The sequence below is a fragment of the Rhodanobacter sp. OR92 genome, from assembly GCF_000427545.1.
Lineage (GTDB): Bacteria > Pseudomonadota > Gammaproteobacteria > Xanthomonadales > Rhodanobacteraceae > Rhodanobacter > Rhodanobacter denitrificans.
The window spans coordinates 388,695-404,662 of record NZ_ATYF01000001.1; the positions used below are offsets into that span (position 1 = coordinate 388,695).

Annotated in this window: 15 protein-coding genes and 1 tRNA gene; 9 read left to right on the forward strand and 7 right to left on the reverse strand. The window is 66.8% G+C overall.

The window, feature by feature from the left end:
* Positions 1 to 21 precede the first annotated feature (21 nt).
* Positions 22 to 243 carry a hypothetical protein gene (locus RHOOR92_RS0102020; RefSeq protein ID WP_007508103.1) on the forward strand — a complete coding sequence of 74 codons (222 nt, stop codon included), beginning with the start codon at positions 22 to 24 and terminating at the stop codon, positions 241 to 243.
* Positions 244 to 506: 263 nt separating this feature from the next.
* Here RHOOR92_RS0102020 and RHOOR92_RS0102025 read toward each other — a convergent pair whose 3' ends face one another.
* The gene (locus RHOOR92_RS0102025) at positions 507 to 3,545 is read right to left on the reverse strand and encodes a ligand-binding sensor domain-containing diguanylate cyclase (RefSeq protein ID WP_027489435.1); all 3,039 of its coding nucleotides are present in this window, start codon (positions 3,543 to 3,545) and stop codon (positions 507 to 509) included.
* 172 nt (positions 3,546 to 3,717) lie between these two features.
* Here RHOOR92_RS0102025 and RHOOR92_RS0102030 point away from each other — a divergent pair, with 172 nt between their 5' ends.
* The 5 genes from RHOOR92_RS0102030 (at position 3,718) to RHOOR92_RS0102050 (ending at position 7,765) form a co-directional block, all read left to right on the forward strand.
* Positions 3,718 to 5,073: a replication-associated recombination protein A gene (locus tag RHOOR92_RS0102030; RefSeq protein ID WP_081660197.1), complete on the forward strand. Its 1,356-nt coding sequence runs from the start codon at positions 3,718 to 3,720 to the stop codon at positions 5,071 to 5,073.
* Positions 5,074 to 5,150: 77 nt separating this feature from the next.
* Positions 5,151 to 5,729, forward strand: a complete 579-nt coding sequence (locus RHOOR92_RS0102035; RefSeq protein WP_027489437.1) for a hypothetical protein — start codon at positions 5,151 to 5,153, stop codon at positions 5,727 to 5,729.
* 140 nt (positions 5,730 to 5,869) lie between these two features.
* Positions 5,870 to 7,150, forward strand: a complete 1,281-nt coding sequence (serS, locus tag RHOOR92_RS0102040; protein ID WP_027489438.1) for a serine--tRNA ligase — start codon at positions 5,870 to 5,872, stop codon at positions 7,148 to 7,150.
* Positions 7,147 to 7,506 carry a hypothetical protein gene (locus tag RHOOR92_RS0102045; protein WP_007508114.1) on the forward strand — a complete coding sequence of 120 codons (360 nt, stop codon included), beginning with the start codon at positions 7,147 to 7,149 and terminating at the stop codon, positions 7,504 to 7,506. The genes serS and RHOOR92_RS0102045 overlap by 4 nt, the downstream gene beginning before the upstream one ends.
* A gap of 169 nt (positions 7,507 to 7,675) precedes the next feature.
* A tRNA-Ser gene (locus RHOOR92_RS0102050) sits at positions 7,676 to 7,765 on the forward strand.
* Positions 7,766 to 8,026: 261 nt separating this feature from the next.
* Here the strand turns inward: RHOOR92_RS0102050 and RHOOR92_RS18380 are convergent.
* Complete coding sequence (locus tag RHOOR92_RS18380) at positions 8,027 to 8,209, reverse strand: hypothetical protein (RefSeq protein ID WP_037114684.1); 183 nt, start codon at positions 8,207 to 8,209, stop codon at positions 8,027 to 8,029.
* Positions 8,206 to 8,523 carry a hypothetical protein gene (locus RHOOR92_RS0102055; protein ID WP_037114686.1) on the reverse strand — a complete coding sequence of 106 codons (318 nt, stop codon included), beginning with the start codon at positions 8,521 to 8,523 and terminating at the stop codon, positions 8,206 to 8,208. The genes RHOOR92_RS18380 and RHOOR92_RS0102055 overlap by 4 nt, the downstream gene beginning before the upstream one ends.
* A 445-nt stretch (positions 8,524 to 8,968) precedes the next feature.
* Here RHOOR92_RS0102055 and RHOOR92_RS0102060 point away from each other — a divergent pair, with 445 nt between their 5' ends.
* A complete protein-coding gene (locus tag RHOOR92_RS0102060; RefSeq protein ID WP_015447940.1) occupies positions 8,969 to 9,406 on the forward strand; it encodes a universal stress protein in 438 nt (145 codons plus the stop codon).
* Between the two features lie 101 nt (positions 9,407 to 9,507).
* Here RHOOR92_RS0102060 and RHOOR92_RS0102065 read toward each other — a convergent pair whose 3' ends face one another.
* Together RHOOR92_RS0102065 and RHOOR92_RS19820 are read right to left on the reverse strand one after the other, a co-directional pair.
* Entirely contained in the window at positions 9,508 to 9,744 is a 237-nt protein-coding gene (locus tag RHOOR92_RS0102065) for a hypothetical protein (protein WP_027489440.1), read from the reverse strand.
* Positions 9,738 to 9,893 carry a hypothetical protein gene (locus RHOOR92_RS19820; RefSeq protein ID WP_162129405.1) on the reverse strand — a complete coding sequence of 52 codons (156 nt, stop codon included), beginning with the start codon at positions 9,891 to 9,893 and terminating at the stop codon, positions 9,738 to 9,740. Before RHOOR92_RS19820 ends, RHOOR92_RS0102065 begins: the two co-directional genes overlap by 7 nt.
* A gap of 103 nt (positions 9,894 to 9,996) precedes the next feature.
* On the opposite strand from RHOOR92_RS19820, the gene RHOOR92_RS19510 reads away from it, so the two are divergent.
* Positions 9,997 to 10,272 carry a hypothetical protein gene (locus RHOOR92_RS19510; RefSeq protein WP_155950197.1) on the forward strand — a complete coding sequence of 92 codons (276 nt, stop codon included), beginning with the start codon at positions 9,997 to 9,999 and terminating at the stop codon, positions 10,270 to 10,272.
* Between the two features lie 297 nt (positions 10,273 to 10,569).
* Positions 10,570 to 13,233, forward strand: coding sequence for a TonB-dependent receptor (locus RHOOR92_RS0102080; RefSeq protein WP_027489441.1), 2,664 nt, complete (start codon positions 10,570 to 10,572; stop codon positions 13,231 to 13,233).
* Between the two features lie 168 nt (positions 13,234 to 13,401).
* Here the strand turns inward: RHOOR92_RS0102080 and RHOOR92_RS0102085 are convergent, their stop codons facing one another.
* Positions 13,402 to 14,412 carry an NAD-dependent epimerase gene (locus tag RHOOR92_RS0102085; RefSeq protein ID WP_007508153.1) on the reverse strand — a complete coding sequence of 337 codons (1,011 nt, stop codon included), beginning with the start codon at positions 14,410 to 14,412 and terminating at the stop codon, positions 13,402 to 13,404.
* Between the two features lie 15 nt (positions 14,413 to 14,427).
* Complete coding sequence (tviB, locus tag RHOOR92_RS0102090; RefSeq protein WP_027489442.1) at positions 14,428 to 15,705, reverse strand: Vi polysaccharide biosynthesis UDP-N-acetylglucosamine C-6 dehydrogenase TviB; 1,278 nt, start codon at positions 15,703 to 15,705, stop codon at positions 14,428 to 14,430.
* Between the last annotated feature and the right edge of the window lie 263 nt (positions 15,706 to 15,968).

The window sequence follows — 15,968 nt, forward strand, 5'->3', positions numbered from 1 at the left end:
TGTACAGCCGATGATACTCGCATGCCAACAGAAAGCCGTACGGCCCGTCTGACTGTCCTGATCGATCCACGCAAGAAGGCGGTGTTCGAGCGCTTGTGTGCGGGAGACGACACCACGCCGTCGCAGGTGGTGCGCCAGCTGATCCGGGACTATATCGAGCAGAAGTCCGGGCACTCCTGGCAAAGCGAGTACAACCTTGCTGAAAAGATCGCGACGGCAGCCAAGAGGCCGCGGACGCGCTAGCGGCTGCCAGCGTCACGTGTCGGTGCCATAGCTGCAGGGATGGGGCGGGAAAGGACGACGGGAAACAGCGTGGCGGCGGGCTGATCGCCGCCCGGACAAACACGGGCTTCGTTGAGCGCCCGAGGTGGGCTGCATCGAACTGGACACAACGCAGCCCTCATGCGGGCACGCGTACCATGTCAGGAATCAGCCGCCCGGATGGACCTGTCGCGGTGGGGACACGCTGATACGGGGCATCGACGCCGACGCGGCTTGAGCACCGCTCAGCTGGCGACGGCGCAACGGTTGCGACCGGCGCGCTTGGCCTCGTACAGCGCCTTGTCGGCGCGCGACAGCCATTGCTCGATCGACTCGCCCGGCCGCAGCGCGGCGATGCCGATGCTGGCGGTCACCGGGATCGGGCGCCCGTCGTGGTTCACCGTGGTGGCGGCCAGCGCCGCGCAGATGCGCTCGGCGATCTCCCGCGCCAGCGACAATGGCGTGTCGGGCAGGCACAGCACGAACTCCTCGCCGCCGTAGCGGCCGACCAGGTCGCCCTGGCGGCAGTGTTGCCGGATCACCTCGATCGCGCCGCGGATCACGGCGTCGCCGGCCAGGTGGCCGTGGGTATCGTTGATCAGCTTGAAGCGGTCCAGGTCGAACAGCGCGATGCAGCTCGGGCCGGCCTGGGCGCGTTCGCGCTCGAGCCGGGCCAGTTCCAGGAAGCGGCGGCGGTTGTAGACGCCGGTCAGGCCGTCGGTGCTGGCCAGTTCGTCCAGGCGCCGGTTCGCCACGAGCAGGTCGCGCGTGCGCTCGTCGACCTGCCGCTGCAACTGTGCCGCCTGCCGCCCCAGGTACAGGGTGCGCAAATGCACCAGCGTGGCGATCAGCGCCGCCAGCAACAGGGCGGCGACCACCCGGCTGAGGGTGGTTTCGTACCAGCGTGGCTTGACCGTGAGCGCCAGGTCGGTCTCGACCGTGCGCGGCTGCAGGCCGCGGGTGGCGGCGCGCAGGCGCAGCCGGTACTGGCCGTGTGGCAGGCTGGTGTAGATCGCACTGGGCAGGCTGCCCTTGGGGATGTTCGTCCAGTCCTCGTCGAGGCCGTCCATGCGGTAGCTGTAGGCGGTTTCCATCGGTGCCTGGTAGTCGAGCAGGGCGAAGTCCAGGCGCAGGTTGCGATTGCCGCGATCCAGCGTGACCTTCGCGCCGCTGGCCGGCAGCTTGCCGAACGGCATGGCCACGCCGTTGACGACGGCGTTGGTGATCGCCAGCGGCGTGGTGGCGACCGGCGACGGTTGCCAGTGCGGACGGATCACGGTCAAGCCGCCCAGCCCGCCGAACAGCAGCTCGCCGCCGGGTGCACGTGCCGCGGCGACATTGACGTAGCTGGCGATGTGCAGGCCGTCGCGGGTGCCGAGACTGATGGCCTCGTGCGTATCGCCGTCGATCCTGGCCACGCCGTTGGACAGGCTGGCCCAGAACCGGCCGTGGTCGTCGGCCAGCACGGCGGTGACCTTGTTGCTGGACAGGCCCTGCGCCGGGCCGACCGTGCGGAAGCGCCACGATTCGCCGTCGACGGGAGGGTCGACGATGCCCAGGCCGTCGAAGGTGCTGACCCAGACCTGGCCGTGCGGGCCGCGGCTGATCGAGCCGATCAGGTCCTGCGGCAGGCTGGCGGAGTCGTCGGCGCGATGGCGCAGGTTGATGAAGCGGCGCGGCAGGCTGTCGCCGCGGGCGATGCTGAGGCCGCGGCTGGTGCCGTACCACCAGTCGTCGCCCACCTGCGCGATGTAGCGCACGGTATCGCTGGCGAGGCTGGCCGGATCGCTCGGCACGTGGCTGGCGTGTTCCAGCGTGCCGCTGCGGGTGTCGTAGCGGTAAAGGCCGTCGTAGGTGCCGATCAGCAGGCGCGTACCGTCGCGCCTGAGGCTCAGCACCGGCTTGTCGTGCAATGCCGGCAGCACCGAATCCGCGATCGCCAGCGTGTCCGGGTGGATCCGCGCCAGGCCCTGGGTGCCGACCCAGATCGAACCGTCGACTTCGGCGAGGCTGCGCACGTCGCGCTGGGTCTGGCTGCCGTCCAGGTGAAGGTGGCGCATGCGGCCGGCCTTCAGGTCGATCACGTCGATGTGGCCGGCGCCGAGGCCCAGCCAGATCCGCCCGCGCGAGTCGACGAAGATGCTGTGCACGTTGGTGTCGGACAGCGCGTTGCCCTCCAGCGGCGACGGCAGCAGCGAGAACGCGATGCGCGCCTGCGGGTTGTGGTGCGCGACGCCCAGGTCGGTGGCCGCCCAGATGTTCCCGGAGCGATCGCGCAGCAGCGCGCGCACCGAGTCGCCGGGCAGCGACGAAGGCACGGCCGGGTCGTGATCGATCCGCCGCACGCCGGTGTCGCCGGGCGTGTATTCGAGCACGCCGCCACCGTCGGTGGCGATCCATACCGCGCCGCCGGCGGTCTGCAGCAAGTCGCGCACGGTCGAGTGGCGTGCGCCGTCCGGGTAGCCGCTGAAGCCCGGCACGCCGTGCCAGCGGCCGTCGGTATCGCGATACGCCGCGCCGGCCTGCACGCTGCCCGCCCACAGGCGGCCTTCGCGATCCTGCATGACGGACCAGATCTGGTTGCCGAGCACCGCAGCGGCGGGACCGTCCGGCGTCGACGGCCGCACGAAGACGTCGCTGCCTGCGCGGCGCACGAACAGGCCGTTGTTGTTGCCCAGCCACAGGTTGCCGTGCCGGTCCTGCAGCACGCTGAAGTTGCGCGGTGAGGTATCCGGCCCGGTGTCCACCCGGCGGATCGCGTCGGTGCGCAGGTCGAGGTGGTTCAGTCCGTTCTCGGTGGCGATCCAGACACCGCCGGCATGATCTTCGCCGAGCGCGTAGATCTTGCGGTCGGAGAGGCCGCCGGCACCGACCGGATAGACGCGAAAGCTGTTGTCTGCCTGCTCGAAGCGGGCCACCCCGCCGGTATTGGTGCCGATCAGCAGGCTGCCATCCGGCAGCGCAAGCAGGCTGCGCACGTAGGCGTCGGGCAGGCCGGGCGCCTTGCCGCTGCCGGCGCCGAATACCTGCAGGCGATAGCCGTCGTAGCGGACCAGGCCGCCCATGGTGCCGATCCAGATCAGGCCGTCGCGGTCCTGGGCTATCGCGGTGGTGACCGAATGCGGCAAACCGTCGGAAATGCCGACCTGGTCGAACCAGGGGGCATCGAACGGCGCCCACGGATCGCCGCTGTCGGCGCGCGCCGCGGAGCCCAGCAAAAACAGCAGAAAGAGACCCGCCAGAGGCAGCCGGAAACGCCGGCGACGGCGATGCGCGTCGCTCATGCGTGGCGGCACCCGCCTGTCGGGCGTGCGTCGGCACGACCCGTCGTGATCCTTCCCCTGGAGGGAAGCGGCCCCCTTCTGCATCCTGCCCCCGGCGACACGCAGCGGGTCAAGCACCGCCGCGTGCCGGAATCATACCGGCAATCCGCTGCCATCAGATGAATCGGCAGGCATGGCTTATCATGCCCGGATGCCCCGTCCCGCCTCGCCATCCAGCCCCGGCCTGTTCGCCGAACCCGATGCGCTCAAGCCGCTGGCCGAACGCATGCGCCCGCGCAGCCTGGACGAGATCGTCGGCCAGCAGCGCCTGGTCGGCCCGGACAAGGCGCTGCGCCGCGCGCTGGAGGCCGGCAAGATCCACTCGATGGTGTTGTGGGGGCCGCCCGGTTGCGGCAAGACCACGCTGGCCTTGCTGGTGGCGCGTTACGCCGATGCGGATTTCCGCGCAATCTCCGCCGTGCTGTCCGGCCTGCCGGACGTGCGCAAGGCGCTGGCCGAGGCCGAACTGAACTTCGCGCAAGGCCGGCGCACCGTGCTGTTCGTCGACGAGGTGCACCGCTTCAACAAGACCCAGCAGGATGCGTTCCTGCCGCACATCGAGCGCGGCGTGATCATCTTCATCGGCGCCACCACCGAGAACCCCTCGTTCGAGCTGAACTCCGCGCTGCTGTCGCGCTGCCGCGTGCACGTGCTGGAACCGGTCTCCACCGACGACATCATCGCCGCGCTGAAGCGCGCGCTGATCGACAGCGAACGCGGCCTGGGCGAACTGCAGCTGCAAGTCTCCGACGAGTCGCTGGAGTCGATCGCCCAGGCCGCCGACGGCGACGTGCGCCGCGCGCTGACCCTGCTGGAAATCGCCGCCGAACTGGCCGAAGACCGCAGCATCGACGAAACCACCCTGAGCCAGGTGCTGGCCGACCGCACCCGCCGTTTCGACAAGCAGGGCGAGCAGTTCTACGACCAGATTTCGGCGCTGCACAAGTCGGTGCGCTCGTCCGATCCCGACGCGGCGGTGTACTGGCTGTGCCGCATGCTCGACGGCGGCGTCGACCCGCTGTACCTGGCCCGGCGCATGACCCGCATGGCGGTGGAGGACGTCGGCCTGGCCGAGCCGCGTGCCTGGCGCATGGCGCTTGACGCGTGGGATACCTACGAGCGCCTGGGCAGCCCCGAGGGCGAACTGGGCCTGGCCCAGCTGGCGATCTGGCTGGCCATCTCGCCCAAGAGCAACGCCGCCTACCTGGCCTACAACAAGGCCCGCGACGCGGTGCGCAGCGGCGGCACGCTGGAAGTGCCGATGCACCTGCGCAACGCGCCGACGAAATTGATGAAGGGCCTCGGCTACGGCAAGGGCTACCAGTACGACCACGACGCCGAAGGCGGCATCGCGCTGGACCAGCAATGCCTGCCCGACGAATTGGCCGGCAGCGTGTTCTACGAGCCGGTCGAACGCGGCCTGGAACTGCAGTTGCGCGAAAAGCTGCTGGCCCTGCGCGCCGCCCGCGCCAAGGCCCGCGGCAAATAACGCCGGCTGCTGCGCGCACCCTTGCCGTCGCCCCGGTGCCCGACCTAGATTCGCCGCATCGACCGGGAGGGTGAACCATGCGCGTACTCGTGGCAGGTCTGATCGGCGGCATCGTGATCTTTGCGTGGGGCGTGGCGGCGCACATGGTGCTGGGGTTGGGTAATGTCGGCATCCAGATGCCGGCCAACGAAAGCGTCGTGTTGAACAGCTTGCATGAAGGTCTCGGCGATCAGCCGGGCGTTTACATCCTGCCGTCGCTGGACCCGAAGCGGATGGGCGACGAAGCAGTGATCAAGGCTTATTCGGTCAAGGCAGCGACGTCGCCGTACGCCTGGGTGGTCTACCTGCCGCAAGGCGACGACCTGATGCAGATGGGGCCGCAGATCGGACGGCAGTGGGCATCCGATACGCTTGCCGCGCTGGCGCTGGCCTTCGTGCTGGGGCTGGCCGGGCTGGGTTTCCGGCGGCGCGTGGCGCTGGCCGCGGCCGCGGCGGTCTTTGCCTGGCTGAGCACGACGCTGCCGTACTGGAACTGGTATCGCTTCCCGCTCGATTTCACCCTGGCCGCGCTGGTCGAGCAACTCGTCGGCTGGCTGCTCGCTGGCGCCGCGATCGCCTGGTGGCTGGGTCGCAGTGAACGCAAGCTGGCCAGATGAGTCGCCTGGCTCCTTCCTCGCGGGATGCCGTTCTCCCTCCCCTGTGTGCAGAGGGGAGGAGTGAAAGCGCGCGTTGCATTGCGGCAACAGCCGCCCGACAGCGATAATTCACGGTTCAAGCCTTCACCCGGACTTCGATCATGCTGGATCCCGCCCTGCTGCGTTCGCGCCTTGCCGAAACTGCCGCTCGCCTCGCCGAAACCCGTGGCTACACGCTCGACGTGGCCGCCGTCGAGTCGCTGGAGAACGCCCGCAAGCAGCTGGCCACCGAGACCCAGGATCTGCAGAACCTGCGCAACACCCGCTCCAAGTCGATCGGCCAGGCCAAGGCCAGGGGCGAGGACACGGCATCGCTGATGGCCGAAGTCGCCGGTATCGGTGACAAGCTCAAGGCCAACGAGCAGGCGTTGACGGAGGTGCAGGCGAAGCTCGCCGACATCGCGCTGGGCATCCCGAACATCCCGCATGCGTCCGTGCCGGTCGGCAAGGACGAGAAGGACAACGTCGAGGTCAGCCGCTGGGGTACGCCGCGCGAGTTCGCCTTCACAGTGAAGGACCACGTCGAACTGGGCGAGCGCCACGGCTGGCTCGACGGCGACACTGGCGCCAAGCTGTCCGGCGCGCGCTTCACCGTGCTGCGCGGCCAGCTCGCCCATCTGCACCGCGCGTTGGGCCAGTTCATGCTCGACCTGCACACCGCCGAGCATGGCTACCTCGAATGCAACGTGCCGGTGCTGGTCAACGCCGACAGCATGCAGGGCACCGGCCAGCTGCCGAAGTTCGAGGAAGACCTGTTCGCCACCGAAGTGGGCGAGACGAAGCGCTACCTGATCCCCACCGCCGAGGTCTCGCTGACCAACCTGGCGCGCAACACCATCCAGGACGCCGACGCACTGCCGCTACGCATGACCGCGCACACGCTGTGCTTCCGCGCCGAAGCCGGCAGCTACGGCCGCGACACCCGCGGCATGATCCGCCAGCACCAGTTCGAAAAGGTCGAGATGGTGCAGATCACCCATGCTGACCAGTCGCATGCGCAACTGGAGGAAATGGTCGGCCACGCCGAGAAGGTGCTGCAGAAACTCGGCCTGCCGTATCGCAAGGTGCTGCTGTGCAGCGGCGACATGGGCTTCACCGCGGTCAAGACCTACGACCTCGAAGTGTGGCTGCCCAGCCAGCAGACCTACCGCGAAATCTCCAGCTGTTCCAACTGCGAGGATTTCCAGGCGCGCCGCCTGCAGGCCCGCGTGCGCAACCCGGACACCGGCAAGCCCGAACTGGTGCACACGCTCAACGGTTCCGGTCTCGCCATCGGTCGCACCCTGATTGCGGTGATGGAGAACTACCAGAATGCCGACGGTTCGATCGACGTGCCCGAAGTGCTGCGCCCGTACATGGCTGGTCTGGACAGCATCGCGTGAACACGCCGGCATCCGGGTACGGCCGCTGGGGCAAGGTGGAGTTCTACACCAGCTTCTTCCTGCTGGCGGTGCTGGCCACCGTGATCGGCATGCGCCTCGGTTTCGACGGCGTGTGGCGGATGCCCGCGCTCGACCTCGACCTGTCCATGGCGGCCATGGCACTGGTGCTCGCCAGCTTCTGGTTCGCCCGCCGCAGCCGCCGCTGGCGCCTCGCCATCATCGCCTTCGCCAGTGCCACCCAGCTGGTGCCGATGGTGGTACGCGAACCGGTGCTGCTGGTTCCGCTGCTGGGTGCGTTGATTCCGGTGGGGATTCTCGTGGGTTGCCTGGTGGCGTTGTCGAAGAAGGGCACCTGACTGTAGGAGCGCACTCTGTGCGCGATGCTTTTGGTCACGTGACGAAGAGCTCGCGCACAAGGTGCGCTCCTGCAGAATCGGAACCACGATCATCTGGCTTCCCCCACAGGCACCCGTCGCCGTGTTCCTGATAGCATGGCGACCCTCGCAGAAGATCGCGAACAAGTCTGGAGAGATGGCCGAGCGGTTTAAGGCAGCAGTCTTGAAAACTGCCGTAGTGGCAACACTACCGTGGGTTCGAATCCCACTCTCTCCGCCATGTCCGAAAAGCCCTTATAAATCAAGGGCTTTTTTTATGCCAGGAATGTGGCGCTTGGACACTCCGCTTGGACACTTTCATGCGGACACCCTCCTATCTGGTCAGGCACAGACCAAGCGGCATGTGGCATTTTCGGCTGGTAGTTCCAGTTTGGCTCCGTGACGCATGGGGCCGAAAAATCATCAAGGTCAGCCTCCGCACCACTTGCCCGCGTGAGGCGCGGGGCAAGGCCCAGAGAATGGCCCAGAGCATGGCCCTGCATTATGCTGCCGTCTTCGCAACTGCACGGTAGCCGAGCACGGTCTTGTGGCTGCCGAGGAGGCGCTCGTGGATAGGGCGGTTCCAGCCGCGCCAGTACCGGGTGAAGGGTGGCGCCATGTTGGTGCAATAGGCGGGAAGCATGAAGTAGGCGAGCTGTAGCAGGCGCGTCCACGGGTCGCTCATGAAGCCTTGCTCCTGGTCTGCTCGCCAGCTTGTTGCGCCGGTGAGGCATCGTTGGCGGAATGCATGAATCGTCGCGCGGCCGTTTCGACCGGCGGGGAGGCCATCGTCGCCGCGATCGGGAACACGGAGAAGGCAGCCGGCAGCAACGCAAGGCCGGGATCGGTCGCCAGCGGCGTCGCGGGAAGAACGACGATGCTGGCGATGTCCGGCAGCGCGCCGACGAGCGACGAGCAAGGCCTTGCTTGGTCGGCTTTGCAACGGGCCACCTGCGCCATGCGACAGGAGATATCCGCATTCGCCCTGTCCACGTTCACGATGAATCAGGCAGGACTCGATCCTTCACGCTGCCGCACGGGTTCCTCGTGAACCCGCTTCGGCACGGCCCGATTGACTGGAATCAACCAGGTTCGCGATGCAGTGTCCACTTGATCGTGGTCAACACCGCCCCCTGCGGGCGTGCGCATGCTGCGGTCGTCGATACCGAAGGCACGAGCGTGGGCAGGCTGGACGGCAGGGCAACTGATGGCGCATGGGGCAGCGGGGCGGCCTGCGCGGCTCGACTGGTGACGGTACATCGCGGCAGTGCAGGGCGGTCCACTGCAACACCGACGCGAGATCGGCGCGTTGCATCCGCCCGGCCACAGGGACGAGCCGGATGAGCTCGCCATTGACGAATCAGAATCCATGACCGGCAGCGAACTGGACATTGATGATGGCCACGCCTGCCGCCGAGGATCCAACCCAACCGAGGAGCCAGCCATGTTCAAGCACATCCTTCTTCCCATCGACGGTTCGGAGCTCTCGTTGCGCGCGGTCAAGCTCGGCCTCGAACTGGCGCAGGCATGCAAGGCGAAGGTCTATGCGCTGCATGTGGTGCCGCCGTTCCACACCATCGCCTACATGGCCGAGATGGTGACTGCCACCGAGGCCACGTACGCGCGGGACGCCGTTGTGCGCGCCGAGCGTTATCTGGCCGAAGTGCAGCAGCTGGCCAAGGCGGCCGGCGTCGAATGCGGCAGCAGCTATGTTTTCAATGATCACCCGCATGAGGCGATCCTCGAGACCTCGCGTGCGCAGCACTGCGACCTGGTGGTCATGGCATCGCACGGCTGGCGCGGCGTGACCCGCTTGCTGCTCGGAAGCGAGACCCACAAGACGCTGCTGGAAAGCGAGATTCCAGTGTTGGTATGCCGTTGAGCGCTGGGTGCCGGCGAATCGCGGATCGAAGGGATGCGGCCGGCTCCGGCGAGGGTCGTCCGGTCGCCGCCTGGGCTGTGCCTGGCCATGCCTCACTTCCCCTACATCACGAACATCACCGCCGCCATCGCGGTGGTGGTCAGCCAGCCGAACAGTTTCAGCGACCACGACGTGGTGAATTCACCCTTGACCTTGCGCTGCGAGCCCATCGGCATCAGCGCGGCCATCAGCGATACCGCGGCCAGGCCGTTGATCACGGCGCTCCAGTACCGCGCCTTTGCCGGGTCGAGTGGGGTGAGGTTGAGTGCGGTGCTGAGCAGGGCGGAGCCGATCAGCACGCTGCAGAAGTAGCGGTAATCCCCTCGCTTGTCGGCCGCAGGCCATAGGTCAATGGCAGGTTGCGGAACCAGGTCGCGACGGCGGTCAAGGCGTCGCTGTCGGCCATGGTGAAGAACAGTGCGTATACCGCTACGGTCAGCGCGAGCATTTGCGGGAATGCGGCGCATCCCTTCGCTGCATTGTGCTCATGGACGATCAGGGTGCCGACGACGAGGCAAATGCCTGCGCACCGTTAGCGGCTGTTTCCGCCGATGACCACGTTGCCGCTGTTCATGGCGCAGACCTTGAACGGCGACGCTTCGTGCCAGGCGACGATGGATCGCGACGTCGTGGAACGGATCGCCAACGACCTGTCACCATGCAGCACGGCCACGGGCGCGTATTGCAAGGCGCGGCAGACCGTGCGCCGAACGCCCCTCAGTGCGCACTTCCCTTGGCCGCAGAGGCTAAGCGTGTCAGAGCCACCTGCAATTTTTTGCGGCGATATGGCGGGCTGGATTTTCGAGTCGCCGACAGCATTGGAGTGACCGGGTCGCCCGTGCAACGGAACGCCCGCAAGAACGGCAAAGCCCACTTCCTGCCTCCAACGTCCCAACTCCTGTCGTGCGAACCCGGGTGGCAAGTACATACGAAGAGACCAGTGTCGGTATGCCCAGGGTGCCGCCGGAGCCGAGCGCGGTGCGGTGACGAGTGCGCCGAGTGGCGAGGCTGTCGCCAACAGGGTGATTTCACGCATGTACTACCAATGGGGGACTTTTTTGGTGGAAAGGGTCGGAGTAGGTTGCGCTGTAGGGGATACAGGGCCAACCAGAAGGGGAGAGAAAATGCCTAACCATGCAGGGGTCAACATCGTGCTTTTGCGCGCAGTGCGCACAGCGCTTGCCGCCGCGGCGCTGGTCGCGTGTTCGGCGCAGGCGCAGGATCCGGGAGCGTCGGACAGCGGGCAGGCCACGGCCAGCCAGGCGACCACGGCGCAGGGACGCAGCAATGCGGCGAAGGCCAAATCGACCACCACCCTGCAGGAAGTCGTGGTGACCGGCACGCACCGGGCCGGCCTGTCGCCGACTGAATCCATCTCGCCGATCGACGCGTTCAGCGGCAGCCAGATCACGAACCAGCCGTCGGCGGACCTTACCGACGCGCTGACCAATATCGTGCCGTCGCTGACTACCCAGCGCTTTCCCATTGCCGACGGCACGGCGTTCGTGCGGCCGGTGTCGTTGCGCAACCTGTCGCCGGACCAGACCCTGGTGCTGGTCGACGGCGTGCGCTTCCATCGTTCGGCGCTGGTCAACCTGCAGATCGATCCGCTCGGCACCTTCAACCAGGGCGCGCAGGCGGTCGATTTCTCGGTGTTTCCGTCCAACGCGATCGAGCGCGTCGAGGTGCTGCGCGATGGCGCCTCGGTGCTGTACGGATCGGACGCGATCGCCGGCGTGGTCAACGTCATTCTGAAGAAGGCCCCCAAGGGCGTCACGGTCAGCGCGGAGCTGGGCAAGTACGGCAAGGGCGACGGCGACCTGCGGCGCTACGACGCCGACGCCGGGTTCCCGCTCGGCGCCGGAGGCTTCGTGCACGTGAGTGCCGAGCGCGAGACCACCGATCCCACTTCGCGCGGCATTCCGCAGCACAACGCGGCGCTCGTCGCGGCGGCGGTGGGTGCGAACCAGGTGCCGTACAACGGCCTCGGCCAGCGCTGGGGCGACCCGCAGACCAAGTCGAACAAGCTCTTCGTCAACGCCGGCCTGCCGCTGACGGGCGACGTGGAGCTGTACGGCTACGGCAACTTCATGGACAAGAAGGTCCTGTCCAGCTTCTTCTACCGCAACCCGGTATTGCCGGCGCAGTACGGCATCGCCGGCCGCTCGACGCTGGTCAACTACGCCAGCGGCACCCTGACGCCGGCGGATGCGCCGCAGTCGCTGGTGGACAGCATCGTCGCCGGCGGCGGCAATCCGGCGAACTACCTCACGGCCAACGCCGCGAGTTCGAGCGGCTGGGTGCTGCTCAACCCGATCTACACGCAGTTCCCCGGCGGCTACAGCCCGATGTTCGGCGCGGACATCGCCGATCACCAGCTGGTCGGCGGCGTGCGCGGCGGCGGGCAGAGCAACTTCCAGTGGGATGCGCACTACCGCACCGGCAGCAACGAGGTCGACTACCGACTGCAGGGTTCGATCAACCCGAGCCTGGGCAGCCTTTCACCCACCAGCTTCCACCCCGGCAAGCTGACCCAGCGGGAGCAGGGCGCCGGCGCGGATTTCGTCCGCTCGTTCGACAACTCGCCGCTCACGCTGGCCTTCGGTGCGCAATGGCGCCAGGAGACCTACATCATCCACCAGGGCGACGCCGGTTCGATCGCGGTGGGGCCGACCGCGTCGGTGTTCGGCGTGGGCTCCGATGCCTTCCAGGGCTTTCCGACCAGCGCGGCCGGGCGGTTCACGCAAAACAGCGACTCCGCCTACTTCGACGCCGAGACGAACCTCACCGACAAGTGGTCGGGCGCCGCGGCGGTGCGCTACGAGCATGCGAACGGCTACGGTTCCAAGGTGGTGTACAAGCTTTCCAGCCGCTACGCGTTCACCGACACGTTCGCGCTGCGTGGCACTTATAACACCGGCTTCCGCACGCCGACCCCGGGCCAGGCCAACACGCTGAACATCACCACCACGGCGAATGCCCAGGGCGGCCTGATCCCCAGCGGCACCTATCCGGTGAACAACCCGGTGGCGCGCGCGCTCGGCTCGACACCGCTGCAGACCGAGACGTCGAAGAGCCTGTCCGTCGGCGCCGTGTGGACGCCGCTCGACAACGTCACGACGAGCCTGGACTATTACCGGATCAGGATCGACAACCGCATCGGCCTGGTCAGCAAGACCGTGACCCAGGCCATCGTCGACCAACTCGCCGCCGGTGGCTACCCGAACGCACCATTGCTGCTCGGCAGCGACGCCAGCTATTTCGGCAACGCGTACGGCTCCCATGTCCACGGCATCGACTTCGTGGTCGACACCTGGCACCAACTGGGCAACGGCAGGCTCAACGTCGACTTCCGCTACAACCGCAATACGCAGGACGTGGTCAAGGTCAAACCGGACACGCTCAACAACGATTTCGTGTACGACCTCGAACACCAGGTGCCCAAGAGCCGGTCAGTACTCAGCTTCGACTACAACCTGCACCGGTTCGACGCCATCGCGCGGATCAACCATTACGGCGGCTGGAGCACCACGGTCGGCCTGTTCGGCAGCAACAACCCGCCGGACGACGTGAATCACTACAGCGGCAAGACGCTGCTCGACCTGGAGGCGCGCTACAAGTTCAACGACACCTTCACGGTGGCCGTCGGCGGCAACAACGTCTTCAACACCTACCCCGGCAAGGAGCAGAACGGCACGCTGCAATTCCTGGGCGTCAAGTACGCGCTCACCTCGCCGTTCGGTTTCAACGGCGCGTTCTGGTACGCGCGCGTGACGGCCAGCTTCTGACCGCCCGCCGCCATGCGGGGCCGTCTCCCCGGGCGTGTCCGGGGAGACGGCCGCTTCAGCCGCGGGCCTCCATCTACAGCGTGGGGCAGTCGAGAACGAACAGGGCGGCCACCGCCACGAGTTGCCCCGTATTGGCAATGCGCCCGTCCGCGTCCGGGCATGGATCGACTACACGCCGTAGTAGCTGCGGTACCAGCTCACGAAGTTTGCGATGCCGGTGCCGATCGGAACCTTCGGGGCGTAGCCGACTGCCCGGATCAGCTCCGACACGTCCGCCTCGGTATCGGGGACGTCGCCCGCCTGCATGGGCAGCATTTCCATTTGCGCCTTGCGCCCCAGGCACTGCTCCAGCACCGCGATGTAGCGCAGCAGTTCCACCGCTTCCGCATTGCCGATGTTGTACAGCCGGTACGGCGCAACCCCGCTGCTGGCCGGATCGGGGGCGTTCCCGTTCCAGTCGCTGTCCTTGCCCGGCAACGTATCCAGTGTGAGGATCACGCCTTCCACGATGTCGTCCACGTAAGTGAAACTGCGTTTGTGCCGGCCGTGGTTGAACACCTTGATCGGCTCGCCGGCCAGGATCGCCCGGGTGAACAGGAACAGCGCCATGTCCGGGCGACCCCACGGCCCGTAGACCGTGAAGAAGCGCAGCCCCGTGCAAGGAATGCCGTACAGGTGCGCGTAACTGTGCGCCATCTGCTCGTTGGCTTTCTTGGAGGCGGCGTAGAGGGTGAGCGGGTGTTCGGTGGATTGATGCTCGGAAAACGGCATGGCGGTGTCGGCGCCGTACACCGAACTGGTGGAGGCGAACACCAGATGCTCCACCTCGTGCCGGCGGCAACCTTCCAGCACGTGCAGGAAACCGGTGACGTTGCTGGCCACGTACACGTGCGGGTTTTCGGCCGCATAGCGCACGCCGGCCTGCGCCGCCAGGTTGATCACGCGCCGCGGCTTGTGCGCGGCGAAGGCATTCTCCATCGCCGTGCGGTCGGCCAGGTCGGCATGGACATGCGTATAGCCTGGGTGCGCGATGAAACGCGCCAGCCGGGCCTTCTTCAGGTTGACGTCGTAGTAGTCGTTGAGGTTGTCGAGGCCGATGACCTCATCGCCGCGTTCGAGCAGTTGCAGTGCGACATGCGAGCCGATGAAGCCGGCGGTGCCGGTGACCAGTACTTTCATGGCATGAAGTCCCGCTCAGAGGCGGCCGTCGACCGCTTCGCGCGGCAGCAGGCATTTCACGTCGTACAGCACCGAGGCGGCCTTGCCGAACGCGCGGATGCCGGCCGGGCCCATGCCGACGAACTGCTGGTGGCCGACTGCGATGATCACCGCGTCGTAGCTGCCAGTTTGCGGCTGGGCAAGGGGCTTGATGGCGTATTCGTGCTCGGCTTCGGCGGCGTTGATCCACGGATCGTGGACATCGACCTGGGCGTTGTAGCCGTGCAGCGCCAGCACGATGTCGACCACGCGGGTGTTGCGCAGGTCCGGGCAGTTCTCCTTGAACGCCAGGCCCAGGATCAGCACGCGCGCCTGCACCGGGTTGATGCCCTTGCGCACCATCAGGCGAATCACTTCGCCGGCGATGTACGGTCCCATGCCGTCGTTGGTGCGGCGGCCGGCCAGGATCACGTCCGAATGATGGCCCACCTCCTGCGCCTTGTGCGTGAGGTAGTACGGATCCACGCTGATGCAATGGCCGCCCACCAGGCCCGGGCGGAACGGCAGGAAGTTCCACTTGGTGCCGGCGGCCTCGAGCACTTCCAGCGTGTCGATGCCCAGCTTGTTGAACAGGATGGCCAGGTCGTTGACCAGCGCGATGTTCAGGTCGCGCTGGGTGTTCTCGATGACCTTGGCCGCCTCGGCCACCTTCAGCGAGCTGGCCCGGTACGTGCCGGCGGTGATCACCGAGCTGTACAGGCGATCGACGAAATCGGCCGTTTCCGGCGTGGAACCCGACGTGACCTTGCGGATGCCGGTGACGCGATGCTGCTTGTCGCCCGGGTTGATCCGTTCGGGACTGTAGCCGGCGAAGAAATCGCGGTTGTAGACCAGGCCAGAACCTTTTTCGAGGATCGGGACGCACACTTCTTCCGTGCAACCGGGATACACGGTGGATTCGTACACCACCACGTCGCCGGGCTTGAGCACCTTGGCCAGGGTTTCGCTGGCCTTGATCAGCGGCGTCAGGTCCGGGCGCTTGGCGAGATCGATCGGCGTGGGCACGGTGACGATGTAGGTGTCGCGGTCCCGCAGGTCGTCCAGGTCCGCGCTGAAGCGCAGGCGCGTGGCCGCGGCCAGTTCGGCGGTGTCCACTTCCAGCGTGTTGTCGCGACCGGCAACCAGCTCATCGATCCTGGCCTTCTTGATGTCGAAGCCGACGGTGTCGTAGTGCTTGCCGAACTCCACGGCGAGCGGCAGGCCGACGTAGCCCAGGCCCACGATGGCGAGCTTGGTGTTCTCCATGTTCCGCATTCGGTCACCTCAACATGCTTTGAGTGGACAGTCTTATGCGCGTGCAGCCCCGGCAGTCGCAGACTGCGGCCGGTCGCCTCCGCGTGTCAATGTTCGGGTGGGCTGCCAATTGCCCGGAAAGCAATGGGCATGTGCACTGTGTGCCGGTGGCCCACGTTGCCGACCACCAGGGCATAGCTGCCGTTCTTGCCGGCGATCTGCAGCAGCGGCTGGTCCAGCAGGGTCGCGCTGCATGGAATCCTTGATGAGGGTCATGGGGATGC

What these genes read in the sequence shown, in the direction of transcription:
- RHOOR92_RS0102020 (WP_007508103.1), top strand. Translation starts at nt 22, where the DNA reads ATGCCAACAGAAAGCCGTACGGCCCGTCTGACTGTCCTGATCGATCCA.
- RHOOR92_RS0102025 (WP_027489435.1), bottom strand. Translation starts at nt 3,545, where the DNA reads ATGAGCGACGCGCATCGCCGTCGCCGGCGTTTCCGGCTGCCTCTGGCG.
- RHOOR92_RS0102030 (WP_081660197.1), top strand. Translation starts at nt 3,718, where the DNA reads ATGGCTTATCATGCCCGGATGCCCCGTCCCGCCTCGCCATCCAGCCCC.
- RHOOR92_RS0102035 (WP_027489437.1), top strand. Translation starts at nt 5,151, where the DNA reads ATGCGCGTACTCGTGGCAGGTCTGATCGGCGGCATCGTGATCTTTGCG.
- serS (WP_027489438.1), top strand. Translation starts at nt 5,870, where the DNA reads ATGCTGGATCCCGCCCTGCTGCGTTCGCGCCTTGCCGAAACTGCCGCT.
- RHOOR92_RS18380 (WP_037114684.1), bottom strand. Translation starts at nt 8,209, where the DNA reads ATGAGCGACCCGTGGACGCGCCTGCTACAGCTCGCCTACTTCATGCTT.
- RHOOR92_RS0102060 (WP_015447940.1), top strand. Translation starts at nt 8,969, where the DNA reads ATGTTCAAGCACATCCTTCTTCCCATCGACGGTTCGGAGCTCTCGTTG.
- RHOOR92_RS19820 (WP_162129405.1), bottom strand. Translation starts at nt 9,893, where the DNA reads ATGCTCGCGCTGACCGTAGCGGTATACGCACTGTTCTTCACCATGGCC.
- RHOOR92_RS19510 (WP_155950197.1), top strand. Translation starts at nt 9,997, where the DNA reads ATGACCACGTTGCCGCTGTTCATGGCGCAGACCTTGAACGGCGACGCT.
- RHOOR92_RS0102080 (WP_027489441.1), top strand. Translation starts at nt 10,570, where the DNA reads ATGCCTAACCATGCAGGGGTCAACATCGTGCTTTTGCGCGCAGTGCGC.
- RHOOR92_RS0102085 (WP_007508153.1), bottom strand. Translation starts at nt 14,412, where the DNA reads ATGAAAGTACTGGTCACCGGCACCGCCGGCTTCATCGGCTCGCATGTC.
- tviB (WP_027489442.1), bottom strand. Translation starts at nt 15,705, where the DNA reads ATGCGGAACATGGAGAACACCAAGCTCGCCATCGTGGGCCTGGGCTAC.